The sequence below is a fragment of the Streptomyces sp. NPDC059008 genome, from assembly GCF_042749045.1.
In the GTDB taxonomy this organism is placed as follows: domain Bacteria; phylum Actinomycetota; class Actinomycetes; order Streptomycetales; family Streptomycetaceae; genus Streptomyces.
Genome location: NZ_JBHYJC010000063.1, coordinates 16,755 through 30,173 on the forward strand (window position 1 = coordinate 16,755; position 13,419 = coordinate 30,173).

Here is a 13,419-nt window from a genome sequence, read left to right on the forward strand (position 1 = left end):
CGGAGCCCTCCGTGACCGAGCGGGACTTCACCGACTACATCGACCACATCGGCGGCCACTTCGGTGCCCGCACCGCCCTCTACCAAGCCGTGGCCGCCCACACCGGAGCCCGCCGCGTCCTGTATCCCGGCAGCTACCTCGACCTCGCCCCCTCCTACGTCTGGCCCGACGTCACCTACCTCGACGCCGACACCCGTGCCCGCAAAGCCTTCCATGGCCCCGACGCCACCACCCTCGCCGCCCGGCACAAGCACTACCCCGAGCAGTCCCGCGTCTCCTTCGTGCCGGGCGACTACACCCACACCCTCGCCCAACTGCCCGCGGCCAAGTGGGACCTGGCCATCTCCCTGTACACGGGCCCCGTCTCCGAACACGCCACCCGCTGCCTGCGCCCGCAAGGCTGGCTCCTGGCCAACGACAGCCATGCCGACGCCGGCCTCGCCCATCTCGACCCCCGCTACCGGCTCGCCGCCGTCCTCCACCACCGCTCCGGCAGCTGCCGCCTCACCACCGACGACCTCGACCGCTACCTGCAGCCCAAACGCCCGCCCCACCCCACCCGCGAACAACTCCACGCCGCAGGCAGAGGCACCGCCTACACCCACCCAGCCGACGCCTACCTCTTCCGCCTCCACCCCCACACGCAGGATCGTTAGACGCGCCCCGGCATCCCACCGGAACCCGGCAGACCGTTACCCTCCCCGCCCAGACCCGTACACACCAGAACCCGGGCGGGGAGGGTGACGGCCCCGCCCAGGTGCCAGGACCGTTCGCCGCGCAAACCTCGACGGTCTGGCGACCACCCGCATCTCTGGAGGGGAGTGATACGCACCGCAGGCCATACGGCGGCCAGCGCCCGGACCACGAACGTCACCAGGTGCACGGCCGCTGCCCGCGCTCGCCGCCAGGACCGTCCCACGGCCGTCTCCTTTCCCGGTTTCCTGTGCCCGGCGAGAGTGACGCCGCAGGGGCTCTCACCGCGGTGAACGGTCCTTCGACGGCGTCTGTGACGGCGTGTCGGCGATGACCACGGCGTACGTACCGACCCCGAGGAGGGCGCCGCCGGAAGCTTCCACACCCGCACCGATGAGCCGGCGGATGTGTCCGTCGGTAGTGTCGAACTCGATGTCCAGCAGCGGCCCGAGCTGTTGTCCCGACGCGGTCAGCAGCTGTTTGCCGAGCGGATCGGGGGCGTCGGTGGCCGCTGTGGATGCCGTACGGTCGGCGGCCGGCGAGACGATGACGGCATCCGGGCCGAACGCACGGATGTCCTCCCAGGCCAGGAGGTGCGCGTCCCCGTGCGGCTTCAGCCTCAGCGCGGCGATCCGGGCAGGCTCGGTGGCCAGGACGCAGCCGGTCATTGTGCCCACGGTCTCAGCGGTCGTGGCGTCCACTACCTTGCGCCCCTTGGCCTGTGCGAACATCATCAGCGGTTCTCTTCCAGCCGGGTGCTCAGTCGGTGTGCGGCTTCGGCGAGGCCGGCGAGATCCTCGGTCGTGTACTGCATCGCCATGCTGGGTACCACCACCGTCTCGCCCGACGCGGCGGTGTGCCCGGGAGCCGGCAACAGCAGCCGCTTCCGCCGTTTCCAGACGGAGCGGGACTGCTCGATCTCATACCCCACCACGCGGGCCCGCGCGTCGTCTCCCAGCTCGATGATCACGTCGGTGATGCGCCCAAGGGAAACACCCTCGTCGGAAATGACCTGTGCCCCGACCACATTCCCGCCTCCGGCGCCCGTTGCGGTCCCTGTGGCGACGTCCTCGGTGAGTGCGTTCTCGTCGCGGACCATCACCGCATCCTGACCCAGCGCGTACACGTCCTGCCACGCCAGAACCTGACGGAGCGGCCCAGAGAGCAAACGGCGCCCGCTGAGGGTGAAACAGCGGACGGCGGCGTCTTCGGACCCGAAGACGACGTCCTTGACCTGGGCGATATCGTCGCCCCCGAGAGTCACCACCGGCCGTCCGGTCACCGCTCGGGCAAACATCAGAGTGCTCATAGAAGCCGCCGCCCCCTCCTCCTTCTGCGGCCGGAGCGGCCCCGGGTGACGATGACCCCGCCACTGCGCCGCCGTGTCTGTACCACCAGCACGGTGACGGCGGCCAAGAGCAGCACCATCACGGCGAGTACCGCCCACATCCACCCGTCCACGGCCATACCTCCGATCCGGTTGCACGGGCCTCACAGGAGCTTCTCTTCAGCCTCCGCCGCCTCCACACCCCTGTCCACCAATACCGGCCGACGGGGGACGCGGACCGGGCGACGTTCGGATACTGCGGGCCGGTGCCGGGGATGGTGTCGGCGTTCGCGTTGGCGGTCTCTGCCTCGTACAGCCGTCGGTACTTGTTGTTCCTGAGTTTCAGCAGCAGGGATGCCAGGAGCGCGGAAGTCAGGGATCCGACCAGGACTGCGGCCTTGATGTGCTCGGCATCGGCCGGGGCCGGATAGGCGAGTTCGCCGATCAGCAGGGAAACGGTGAACCCGATGCCGGCCAGCATGGCCACGGCGATCACGTCCGCCCAGGCCAGGTCCGCGCTGAGGCGGGCGCGGGTGAAGCGGACGGCGAGGTAGCAGCCGCCGAAGACACCCAACACCTTGCCTGCCGCGAGTCCCAGGGCCACTCCCAGCGGCTCGGGCCGGCTGAATACTTGGCCCAGTGTGTCGCCGGAGACCGTGACTCCGGCGGCGAACAGGGCGAAGAGCGGGACGGCCACCCCCGCCGAGAGGGGGCGGACCAGGTGGGTGATCTGCTCCGCCGGGCGTCTGCCGCTCTCTCCGTCTTTGGTCACCCGCAGCAGCAGCCCCATGGCGACGCCCGCCACAGTGGCGTGGACCCCGCTGGCGTACGTCAGGCCCCAGATGATCAACGCGAGGGGCACGTACCAGTACCAGCCGTGCAGGCGCCGTTGGTCGTGCAGGTGGAAGAAGAGTGCCAGTCCGAGGACGGCGCCGATGAGGGCGGGCAGGTGGATGGTCGAGGCGTAGAAGAGGGCAATGACGAAGATGGCGCCCAGGTCGTCGACCACTGCCAGCGTGAGCAGGAAGGCGCGCAGCGCGGAAGGCAGATGCGTGTCGATCACCGCGAGGACGCCCAGTGCGAAGGCGATGTCGGTGGCCATGGGGACCGCCCAGCCGTTCCACGTGCCGCCCACGGACGTCGCGACGGCGCCGTAGACGAGCGCGGGTACCGCCATCCCGCTGATGGCCGCGACCACGGGCAGGATCGCCGTCCCGGGATGACGGAGTTCCCCGACCGCCAACTCGCGTTTGAGCTCGGCCCCGGCGACGAAGAAGAAGATCGTCAGCAACCCGTCGGCCGTCCAGTGCGCCACGGACAGGTCGAGGCCCAGTGCTTCGATACCGAAGTGGAAGTCCCGTACGGACACGTAGGCGTCGCTCGCGAAGCTGTTGGCCCACACCAGTGCCACGACAGCAGCGACCAGCAGCACCATGCCGCCCACGGTCTCCGTCCGCAGGGCGTCCGCCACAACGGCTCGTTCCGGCAGTGGGAGACGGCCGAGGAAAGTGCGGGGCTTGCGGTTCGCTGAGGGCATCCGGCTGGCCTCTCGTTGGTCGCGGCGGGGTGGCCGCGGTCATGCGACGGTGCGGCTGGTCACGCGGCCTGGAGGAGGTACTGCAACAGCCGTGTGGCGGTCACCACGCCGATCAGTCGGTCCTGGCCTGAGTCACCGGGCTCGACGACGGCGACAAGGGGCGTGCGGACGCGGGCCATGAGCTCCGCGATCTCCACGGCTGTGCTGTCGGTACCGGTGGTGGGGAGATACGGCTTGCCCACCGGCAGACAGTCGGCGACGCTCCGGCCCCTCAGCGCACGGCACAGGTGGTCGGCATGGGCTTCGTCGATCACCTCGGCCAGCAGGGGATCCTCCCGTACGTATCCGGGCACCAGCGTCCTGACCAGGTCGGACGCGGGCAGGATGGCGTACGGCCGCCCGGCGGGGTCGACCACCAGAACCCCGGGCAGACGCCGTTCCACCAGCAGCCGGACCGCCTCTACGGCGTCGGCGTCGCTGCTGACCGAGAGGTACGGCTCTGCGAGATCACGTGCGCGCATGGCATCCGCCCTCCGGGCGTTCGGTCGGCGAGCGGGGTGCGGGACTCCCCCGCGGGTGCCGGGAACCGGGTACGGCTCCGAATGAGGACGGCCACGGCAGGGGAGGAGCCGCGGGGCGTGCCCTGCTTGTCCTCGCCGGGCGGCGGCCTAGTGAAGATTCCGACGAGGATCAGGCCGATCAGAGCCAGGACGCCGAGGACTACGGCGGCCGTCCACCGCCAGTCCCGGGTCATACGGTTGCCGTCGGCGCGGTTGTCTTCCGCGGCTCGGCTGTCGTCGGCACCGGGGACGTCACGGGGCGGGGCCGGGGCCCGGTCGTCCACTTCGTCCTCGACCGGGAACTGGCAGTTCAGCGCGTCCAACCGCGAGGCCAGCTCCGGGTCGTCCAGGGCCAGGTGCCGCTCCATCTCCGCGAGGATGCGCCGGTCCTTCTTCGAGGGGTTGCTCATGGCCACCACCGTTCTCGCTGTTCAGGACTGCGGTGCCGGGCTCACCGGAGCGGTGGGCCGGTCCTGGGGCGCGCGGAGCATGTCGACCAGGCGGAGGACCTCCATCGGCAGCGGGAAGATCAGCGTGGAGCTCCGGTCGGACGAGACCTGCGCCATGGTGGACAAGATCCGCAGGTGCATGGCCGCGGGGTGGGCCTCCAGCCACTCCGCCGCATTCGCGAGGGTTTCGGCGGCCTCGAATTCGCCCTTGGCGTGGATGACCTTGGCCCGCCGGTCCCGCTCGGACTCGGCCTGGCGTGCCATGGCGCGCCGCATGGGCTCGGGCAGTTCGACGTCCTTGACCTCCACCAGGGTCACCTTCACGCCCCACGGGTTGGTCACGTCGTCGATGATCTGTTGCAGCCGCTGGTTGATCTCATCCCGGTTGATCAGCAGTTCGTCCAGGTCGACCTGGCCGAGGATGCTGCGCAGGGTGGTCTGCGCGATCTGCGAGGTGCCCTTGATGTGGTCCTCGATGGCGACGACCGAGCGGTTGGGGTCGACGACGTTGAAGTAGGTCACGGCGTTGACCCGTACGGTGACGTTGTCCTTGGTGATGACGTCCTGCGGCGGGATGTCCATCGTGACCGTGCGCAGCGAGACGCGGAACATGCGGTCGACCACGGGGATGATGAAGAACAGGCCCGGTCCCTTGGCTCCGATGAGCCGTCCTAGACGGAAGATCACACCACGTTCGTACTCGGGCACGATCTTCACAGCGGCCATCAGGAGCAGGAGCAGAACCGCGGCGGCGAAAACGATGCCCAGGACTCCGGCACTCATGATCATTCCTCCTGTTCGGTAGCCTGCGCCCGGCGGGGCTCGGCGCTTTCGACGATCAGCTCAAGGCCGTCGCGGCCGACGACGCGGACGCGCTGTCCTTCGGTCAGGGCCGCGTCCCGCCCGCGCACCGTCCACCACGCGCCGTCGAGCAGCACCTGACCGGTGCCGCCGCCGGCGCGGCGGACCACGGCCTCGCTGCCCAGCAGTCCCTCCTCTCCCGTGGTGGCCGGGGCACGGCGGGCACGCCATGCCAGACGCCCGGCGAGGACGGAGCCGCCGCCGACCACCACGGCGGCCGGCCAGAGCACGGCGGGGTCCACACCCAGCTCGCCGCGGAAGAGCAGAACTCCGGCGAATGCGAGGGCGACGGTGCCTCCGGCGGCGAAGACACCGACACCCGGGGTGAGCACTTCGGCGACGAACAGCGCGGCGGCCAGAGCGAGGAGCAGCAGGCCCGCGGCGTTGAAGGGCAGCACACTCAGTGCGACGAACCCCAGGACGAGCAGAACGACGCCGATGACGCCGCCGAGTCCCATGCCAGGGCTGGCCAGCTCGTAGATCACGGCCAGCGTGCCGATCGACAGGAACACAAAAGCCAGTTCGGGACTGGCCAGCAGCTGCCGCACCTCGCCGAAGAAGCCCAGCTCGTGCTCCACCACCGGGGCACCGGCCGTACGCAGAACGACCTCGCGCTGCTCCCCGGCCGGCCCGACGACGACACGTCGGCCGTCCACCTCGCTCAGCAGCGCCTGACGGGACGAGGCCACCAGGTCGGCCACATCCCTCCGCACGGCTTCCTGGCCGGAGATTGCCGTGCCCTCCCGCACCATGGCGCGGGCGAAATCGGTGTTCCTGCCGCGCTGCTCGGCGATCGAGACGGCGAAGGCGACCGCGTCGTTGACCACCTTCTCGCTCGCCTCCTCCCCCTGGCCGGTGACCGGGGTGCCGGCGCCGATATGGGTGCCCGGGGCCATCGCGGCGACGTGCGCCGACATCGCGATATAGGCGCCGGCCGACGCGGCACGCGCCCCGGACGGGGTGACGTAGACGATGACCGGCACCGGTGAGCCAAGGAAGTCCTGGACGATCTCCCGGGTGGACTGGAGCAGCCCGCCCGGCGTGTCCATCTCGACGAGCAGCGCGGTGTGGCCTTCGCGCTCAGCCGTCCGGAGCCCCTCCGCCAGGTGATCGGCGACGACGGGCGTGATGGTGCCCTCGACCCGTGTCACCAGTACGGTCTGCTGCTGCGCCGCGCCCGCGGCAGGAGCGGCGAGCAAGCAGGCCAGCACCACCAAGAGGACCTGGGTGAACCTCCGCAGCGGTGAAGCGGGACGGCTTCGGGGCACGGCGTCGCACCCCCTTCGGCCCGAGTGCGACGTTCTGTCCTTGGCGCGACGTTCGGCCTGTGAAGGGCCTGCGAACCCTTACGAGCCTTTACTCAGGGATTACCCCCAGAGGTTGGCCGGACTCCCGTCGGAGGCGGCAATGGGCGGTCGTCTTGAGGCGGCATATTTTGCCGCATTCCGGCAAAATATGCCCATGGTGACGGGACGCCGCGCCCCCCATCCCCTGCCCGCCGCACCAGGCACCACGGGGCCCCTTCCCGGTGCCGCAGACCCTGCGGGCGGGCAGACCACGCCGCCGCCCGCCGATCTCGACCGTTATCTGGAACAGCTCGCACGGGTCTCCGCCACCCGATGCGGCCTGCCCGACGCGTACCTCCAGGACCTGCATCAGCTGGCGGCCACCGCGGCGGCCCAAGGCACCTCCCTGCGGACCCTGGTCGCCGCGCTCCTCACCCCGGCCTGCCGCGCCTGGCCGGACCTGCCCGGCGCCCGTCAGGCGCGGGATCTCCAAGACCTCCGGGACGTTGCCACAGCGCTCATGCGGGCGATCAGCGAGACGACCCTGGCACTCACCGAGGGGTACGAGACCGCGCACCGAGCGGCCATCCGCGGCGAAGAGGCCACCCGACGCGAGTTCGTCGACGACCTCCTCGAAGGTCCCGCCAACCTCGGCCGGATCGCCGAACGCGCCGAGCGCTTCGGGCTCCGGCTGGTCGGCCCGCACACCGTCAGCGCCGCTCGCGCAGCCGACCCGTTCGGCGCCGGCGACCCCGCGACCCGCTACGTCGAGGAAGCGCTGACCGCCCGGTTCAGCGTGCACGACGTACTGATCACCACCAAGGACTCCCTCCTCGTGTGCGTCTCGCCCGGCGCCGTGCCCGAGGTCCCGCAACACTTCGCCACCGCCGTGCGCCACGCCGTCGGGGAGCGGTACACCATCGCCGTCAGCCGCCCCCGCCCCGGCGCCGGCGGCATCCTCCGCTCCTACCAGGAAGCCCGCAGCACCCTCGACCTCGCCGCCCGACTGAACCTGACCGCCCCGGTCATCGACGCCTCCGACGTGCTGGTCTTCCAGGTCCTGGGGCGGGACCACGCGGCCATCACCGACCTGGTGGCCACCGTCCTCGGCGGGCTACAGGCGGCACGCGGCGGCCCCCGGACGCTGCTGGACACCCTCACCACGTACTTCGCCAGCGGCTGCCTCAAGGCCACGACAGCCCGCCGCCTGGGGCTGAGCGTCCGCACCGTCGGCTACCGCCTCAGCCGCATACAGCAGCTCACCGGCCACGACCCGACCAACCCCGACCAGCGCTACATCCTCCAGACCGCCGCACTCGGCGCCCAGCTCCTGGACTGGCCGGACCGCCCCCTTCAGCCCACCGATTGACCGACCTGCTGTCCTACCTCGCCATCCCGATCGGGCAACTGTGTGTCTGGTGCCTCTTCCGAGCCGGCCCGTGAATGAGCCTCGCGCCGGCGCTGCGCACGGTTTTCACAGCGCCTTGTCTCAGGCCGTAGGTGGCGCACTGCCCTCGTACACGTCGATGACACGGCGCAAGCCCAGCTCCTTGAGGGTGCCGCGTACCTGGGGACCGGCATGGGTGGCGATCAGCCGCGTACCGTGCCGGCGTGCAGCCCGCAGTGCCATGAAGAAGGCCGTGCTGCCATCCCTGCTGAGGTGCTTTACCCGGGCGAGGTCAATCTCCAGGACAGGGGGACCGGAGCTGAGGGCCTTTTGGAGGGCCGCCCCGATGTACTCGGCGTTCTCGCTCGTGACCTTCCTGGGCAGCCGCACGATGACATGGTCCGGGCCGGAGGGCGCCTCGTCTGCGTGGCGCCGGAACGGATGCAGCAGCCGGCTGTCTGACCACGACAGCCGTCGATGTCCGTCACCTGGGCGAGCAGCGGGGTCGTCGTCCGGCATCCGGGCTCCAGGGCAGGGGACGGCTGACTGCCGACCAGACTTCCCGGCGCACCTGACCGTGAGCTTAGGCGCGGCTCCTTCCGACCGCTGCCTGGGCGGGTAGGAGCTGGGCGGTTCGGCCCAGGGCCGGCGCGCCGCTGGTGGTGGTTCCTCAGCCCGCGCTGGTCTTGGACGCGGCCGGGCGTGGAGCTCGCCGCGGGGGAACGGCGCCTGCAAGGCGGGTGAGGAGGGGGCCCGCGATGGCGAGGATGAAGACGTAAGCGGTGACCAGCGGGCCGAGCGTGTCGTGCGTGGTGCCGACGAGTCCGACGATGACGAGGGAGAACTCGCCTCGTGCGATGAGTGCCGTTCCGGCGCGCAGCCTGCCTCGCGGCCCCACCTTGTCGCGTGCTGCCGCGTACCGGCCGGCGAGTACTTTCGTGGCGAGGGTGACCGCAGCCAGGGCGAAGGCCGCGGGAAGCGCGGGCGTCAGCTCCTCGGGGGTGACGGACAGTCCGATGGCGAGGAAGAAGACGGCGGCGAACAGGTCGCGCAAAGGGCTCAGCACGGCCCGGCTGCGGGTCGCGGTTTCGCCGGTGAGGGTGAGCCCGACGAGGAACGCACCCACCGCGGCGGAGGCGTGGACGAATTCGGCCAGGGCGGCCACGATGAGGGTCAGGCCGAGCACCCGCAGCAGGAGCTGTTCCGACTCAGGGTGCGAGAGCAGCCGGCCGAGGTGGTGGCCCCATCGGTACGAGGCGGCGAACGCGGCGAGTACGGCGCCGACCGCGGCGAGAACGCCGAGAGTGGCCTGCCACCACTGGCCGCCGGAAGCGAGTACCGCGAGCACGGGCAGGTAGGCGGCCATGGCGACGTCCTCCATGACCAGCACCGCCAAGACGGCCGGTGTCTCCCGGTTGCCCAGTCGGTGCAGGTCGGCCAGGAGCCGGGCGATGATGCCCGAGGAGGAGATGTACGTGGCGCCGGCCAGGGCGAGGATGCCGATGCCGTCGAAACCGAGGAGCCATCCCGCCAGCGCGCCCGGGGTGGCGTTCAGGATCAGGTCGGTGACGGCGGACGGTACGTGCCGCCGCATGCCGGCCGTGAACTCCGTCAGGGAGAACTCCAGCCCGAGCGTCAGCAGCAGCAACACGACCCCGATCGACGCGCCGGTCTCGACGAACGCACCGGCGGCGGGGACGGGGGCGATGCCTCCTTCGCCGAGGGCCAGACCGGTCAGCAGGTAGAGCGGAACGGGCGAGAGGGTGAAGCGCCGTGCCAGCGTCCCGAGTGCGCTGAGGGCGGCGAGGATGATGCCCAGTTCCAGCAGCAGTGCGACCGGGGTGTGCACGTTCAGCCCTGGATGATCTGTTCCACGCCGGCGATGCCCTCGTGGGTACCGATCACCACGAGGATGTCCCCTTGTCGAAGCGTCTCCTGGGGAGCGGGTGACGCGATCACGTCGTTGCCGCGGACAATGGCGACGATCGACGCTCCGGTCCGAGTCCGCGCCCGGGTGCTGCCCATCGGCTGACCGTCATACGGGCTGCCGGCTCGTACCTCCACCTGCCCGGACCGCAGTCCCGGCACCTCCTTGGTGAGGTCTGCGAACCGCTCGGCGATGCGCGGCGCCCCCAGGATCTCGGCGACCGTGTCCGCCTCCTCGGTGTTGAGCTGGAGCACTGTCCGGGCCGCGTCCGGATCCTCGGCCGTGTAGACGACCAGTTCGAAGTCCCCTGTCCGCCGTGCCACCACGCCGATCCAGTCGCCTTGGTGGTTGGTGAACTCGTAACGCAGCCCGACGCCGGGAAGGAGTACCTCGGTGACGTCCATGGGCCCATCCTGCAAGCGGGCGGCGGGAACGGCGCGCGTGGAGGGCCACGTGGAGCACAGGTGGTCGGCGCTCGGCTCTGGGACCGGCCCGCACAGGATCTCCGAGGTCAGGACATCCGCGGGCCAGGGCCGGGGGGCCGCCGTCCCAGAAGCTCGGCGAGGCCGCGGCGGGTTGCGGCGAGGACGACGCGGTCCTGCGCTCGCAGCACATAGCCGGGGTGCAGGTCCCACAGCAGTCCGCCCGCGGTCCGGTCGCCGTCGTCCGGGCGGGCCGCTGCCAGATCGGGACGGCGTTCGGCGGGCTCCGCGGTGTCCAGGGCGATCACGCGCCATGCGCCGGGCCGGAACGCCTCGGCGACGGTGCGGCCCTCGAACTGCGGATGGCCGGCGACGACGAGCGCGGCGAACAGGAGCACCTTGCGCTCGACGGGGATGGCACCGAGGATCTGGCGGCCCATCATCGCCCCGGCGAACGCGGGTGCGGCAAGGGTGGAGACGCTGCGGCTGCGGGTGAGGGCCTCGGGGTGTGCGGCGCGCAGGGTGCGGTAGACGGCGGTGGCGAAGTCGTCGTCGTACAGCCGCAGGGCCACCCGCAGATCCGGATTGACGCTGCGGGCGTACAGCGCCGCTTCGAGATTCGTGGTGTCTGCACTGGTCAGGGCAAGCAGCGCGTGGGCCCGATGGACTTTGGCCGCCTCCAGGACCCCCTCCTGTGTGACGTCCCCCAGCACGACCGGCACGCGCAGACGCCTGGCGAGCGGGACGCCCCGCGCCTCCGGGTCCTCTTCCACGCACACCACGGGGATGTCGAGCTCGCGCAACCGGGCCAGGACGCGGGTGCCGATCTTGCCGAGACCGAGCAGCACGACATGCCCGGACAGCCCGCGCGGCGGACGGAGCAGCGCGTGAGCTCCACGGAACGCACCGAGCGCCTCCAGAGATGCGGCCACGAGGACCGGCAGGAGCGCGAGACCGACGAGCCCGGTCAGCAACTGCAGCACCTGGCGGGCCACCGGCTCGCCGACGGCAGGGTCACCGATGGCGAACAGGTCGAGCAGCGTGACGTAAGAGGCATGCAGGGGGTTGTCGCCGGTCGTGAGCCAGGCGACGACGGCCAGGGCGACGACGGCCGCGGCGACACCAGCGAGCGCCCAGCGCAGCCGCCGCGAGAAGATCTCACCGAGTGGGGCGCCGCGGCCGGCAAGGCGGCGGAGCGGTGCGGGTGGCCCGGCGTACGAAACGGCCTCCAGCGCCACCGTTCCCCGCCCGGCAGCGGCCCCGACGGCGGCATCGTCGGGCAACAGCAAAGGCCCTTCGACGCCACTGCGCTCCGACCCCTCCGCGCCCGCCGGGTCGTGGGTGGTCGACGACAGCAGGGCGAGGGTGGCCAGCCCCGGGTCGGGGACCTCACCCCGGCCGGGCGGCGAGTGCTCCACGGCACGCAGCAGCAGTCCGTCGGCCTGGACGACCTTGCTCGTACCGGCCACGGCGGTCGCCGCCAGCGCCGGAGCGGCGGTATCCGCGTCGGACAGCACCGTGGTGGAGGCGTCCAGCGTGGCCGGGTCCAGGCCGGGCGTCGTGACCATCGCGGCCTGGTCGAGAAGCTCCTCCAAGTGCTGGCCCAGCTTGCGGTTGTAGAGCCGGATCACCAACCGCAGCCGGGGATTGATCCGACGGGCGGTCAGCGCCGCACGGATGTTGGTCTCGTCGTCGTCATACACGAGAGCCAGCGCGGTGGCCCGCTGCGCCCCGGCCTCCCGCAGCGCCTCCTCCGACGGCTCCGCTGCCTCCATCTCTCGTACAGGAAGCAGGATTTCGCCACTCGGGCCGACCTCGCCGCCGCCCTCTGTGCGCGCGAGGGCGGCCGACATGCGCCCGAGCAGCACTGACGGCCGGATTCGGTTCGGTGTCACGGCGGGCTGCTCGCCCCCGGTGGCGCGAGAGGGCGGTACGAGGAGCGTCACCCGCTCCCCGTAGACATCGTGCAGTTCCGCGGCGAGTCGCCGGGCCAGTGCGTCGTCTCCGCACACGACCATCTGCCCAGGGGGCGCGACTGGTTGGACCTGCTGGGGAAGAGAGGAAGTCACATTCCCAAGACTCCTTGTGGGCAAGGTCCGGTTGCGTCGCGGGCTGAACCCAGGCAGTACACCAGCCGGGCTTCGCCGACGCCTGCCGCCAGGCCGACGTCCGCCAGTCCATCAGCGCGATCGGCAGCTCGGCGGACAATGCGCTCGCCGAGTCGTTCAACGCGACGTTCAAACGCGAGACTCTTCAGGGTCGAAAGCACTGGTCCAGCGAACGAGAGGCCCGTCTTGGCGCGTTCCGCCGGCTGCACCGCTACAACACCCGACGCCGTCATTCCCACCTCGGACAACGGAGTCCCATGGCCTACGAGACAGCACTCGACACAACATCAACTACCCTGGCTCAAGCCTGCATAGCCCGTGTCCAAGACTCCGGGTCAAGGCCCCTTCTCCCGCTTCTCGTAGCTTGGGCAATGCCGCAGTGCATTGCCGCCGTGTCGGTCGACGTCGTACGGTCCCCAGGTCTCGACCCGTCGATTCCGTTTGGAGCTCGCCGCGTGTCTCCTGCAGGAACAGCGCCTCATCGAGCCGCGCAGCTGACGGCGCTGGTGTTGCCAACGCTCTTCATTTCCCAGTCGGTCGGCGCTCTACTGCCTTATCTGCCGCTCATGGTCGTTGCCGCGGCGACGGGGCTGGCGTTCGATCTGTATCTGCATGACCGGCCGCTTGGCCCCGGTGCATCGTGGGACAGCGTTGCTGTTGAGGTGACGACGCGGCAGCTTCTTCGGGACATTCTGACTCTGGTCGGTCTTCTGCGGACGGGGATCCTTGATCTCCTTCCGGGGCAGGCGCTGATACTGGTCGCTTTCCTGCTCTTCTACGGCACCCACTTCGTGTGCCAGGCGGTCGCGGTGCTGGTCCGCAGGACCCGCAGCCTGCCGTTCGTGACCCGCAACATCGACGC

13 protein-coding genes and 2 pseudogenes are annotated in these 13,419 nt (G+C 70.6%); 4 read left to right on the forward strand and 11 right to left on the reverse strand.

Translation table 11 applies throughout. From position 1 onward, the window contains the following. Positions 1-11: 11 nt before the first annotated feature. Positions 12-656, forward strand: a complete 645-nt coding sequence (locus ACFWZH_RS36400; RefSeq protein ID WP_384441683.1) for a hypothetical protein — start codon at positions 12-14, stop codon at positions 654-656. Between the two features lie 318 nt (positions 657-974). On the opposite strand, the gene ACFWZH_RS36405 is transcribed toward ACFWZH_RS36400, so the two are convergent. From ACFWZH_RS36405 to ACFWZH_RS36435, 7 genes are all read right to left on the reverse strand, one after another. Further along, a complete protein-coding gene (locus ACFWZH_RS36405; RefSeq protein ID WP_384441686.1) occupies positions 975-1,427 on the reverse strand; it encodes a hypothetical protein in 453 nt (150 codons plus the stop codon). Next, positions 1,427-2,002 carry a PRC-barrel domain-containing protein gene (locus tag ACFWZH_RS36410; protein WP_384441689.1) on the reverse strand — a complete coding sequence of 192 codons (576 nt, stop codon included), beginning with the start codon at positions 2,000-2,002 and terminating at the stop codon, positions 1,427-1,429. The genes ACFWZH_RS36405 and ACFWZH_RS36410 overlap by 1 nt, the downstream gene beginning before the upstream one ends. Positions 2,003-2,120: 118 nt before the next feature. Next, complete coding sequence (gene nhaA, locus ACFWZH_RS36415; RefSeq protein ID WP_384441692.1) at positions 2,121-3,557, reverse strand: Na+/H+ antiporter NhaA; 1,437 nt, start codon at positions 3,555-3,557, stop codon at positions 2,121-2,123. Between the two features lie 59 nt (positions 3,558-3,616). Continuing rightward, positions 3,617-4,078 (reverse strand): CBS domain-containing protein, encoded by a 462-nt coding sequence (locus ACFWZH_RS36420; protein ID WP_384441695.1) that lies wholly within the window; start codon positions 4,076-4,078, stop codon positions 3,617-3,619. Further along, complete coding sequence (locus ACFWZH_RS36425; protein WP_384441698.1) at positions 4,018-4,527, reverse strand: DUF3040 domain-containing protein; 510 nt, start codon at positions 4,525-4,527, stop codon at positions 4,018-4,020. The genes ACFWZH_RS36420 and ACFWZH_RS36425 overlap by 61 nt, the downstream gene beginning before the upstream one ends. Before the next feature lie 21 nt (positions 4,528-4,548). Further along, positions 4,549-5,349 (reverse strand): slipin family protein, encoded by an 801-nt coding sequence (locus tag ACFWZH_RS36430; protein WP_384441701.1) that lies wholly within the window; start codon positions 5,347-5,349, stop codon positions 4,549-4,551. A gap of 2 nt (positions 5,350-5,351) precedes the next feature. Next, positions 5,352-6,695, reverse strand: coding sequence for a nodulation protein NfeD (locus tag ACFWZH_RS36435; protein ID WP_384441704.1), 1,344 nt, complete (start codon positions 6,693-6,695; stop codon positions 5,352-5,354). A gap of 193 nt (positions 6,696-6,888) precedes the next feature. Here ACFWZH_RS36435 and ACFWZH_RS36440 point away from each other — a divergent pair, with 193 nt between their 5' ends. Further along, the gene (locus ACFWZH_RS36440; RefSeq protein ID WP_384441707.1) at positions 6,889-8,082 is read left to right on the forward strand and encodes a PucR family transcriptional regulator; all 1,194 of its coding nucleotides are present in this window, start codon (positions 6,889-6,891) and stop codon (positions 8,080-8,082) included. 120 nt (positions 8,083-8,202) lie between these two features. On the opposite strand, the gene ACFWZH_RS36445 is transcribed toward ACFWZH_RS36440, so the two are convergent. The 4 genes from ACFWZH_RS36445 to ACFWZH_RS36460 form a co-directional block, all read right to left on the reverse strand. Next, positions 8,203-8,571, reverse strand: a complete 369-nt coding sequence (locus tag ACFWZH_RS36445) for an STAS domain-containing protein (protein WP_384441716.1) — start codon at positions 8,569-8,571, stop codon at positions 8,203-8,205. Positions 8,572-8,770: 199 nt separating this feature from the next. Further along, positions 8,771-9,949: a cation:proton antiporter gene (locus ACFWZH_RS36450; protein WP_384441710.1), complete on the reverse strand. Its 1,179-nt coding sequence runs from the start codon at positions 9,947-9,949 to the stop codon at positions 8,771-8,773. 2 nt (positions 9,950-9,951) lie between these two features. Continuing rightward, entirely contained in the window at positions 9,952-10,431 is a 480-nt protein-coding gene (locus ACFWZH_RS36455; RefSeq protein WP_384441713.1) for a cation:proton antiporter regulatory subunit, read from the reverse strand. Positions 10,432-10,538: 107 nt separating this feature from the next. Beyond that, the gene (locus ACFWZH_RS36460; RefSeq protein ID WP_384441719.1) at positions 10,539-12,467 is read right to left on the reverse strand and encodes an NAD-binding protein; all 1,929 of its coding nucleotides are present in this window, start codon (positions 12,465-12,467) and stop codon (positions 10,539-10,541) included. A gap of 158 nt (positions 12,468-12,625) precedes the next feature. Between ACFWZH_RS36460 and ACFWZH_RS36465 the strand changes: the two are divergent. Further along, positions 12,626-12,802 (forward strand): annotated as a pseudogene (locus ACFWZH_RS36465) (integrase core domain-containing protein); the annotation flags it as partial. A 210-nt stretch (positions 12,803-13,012) separates the two neighbouring features. Beyond that, positions 13,013-13,419: pseudogene (locus ACFWZH_RS36470) on the forward strand (hypothetical protein); the annotation flags it as partial.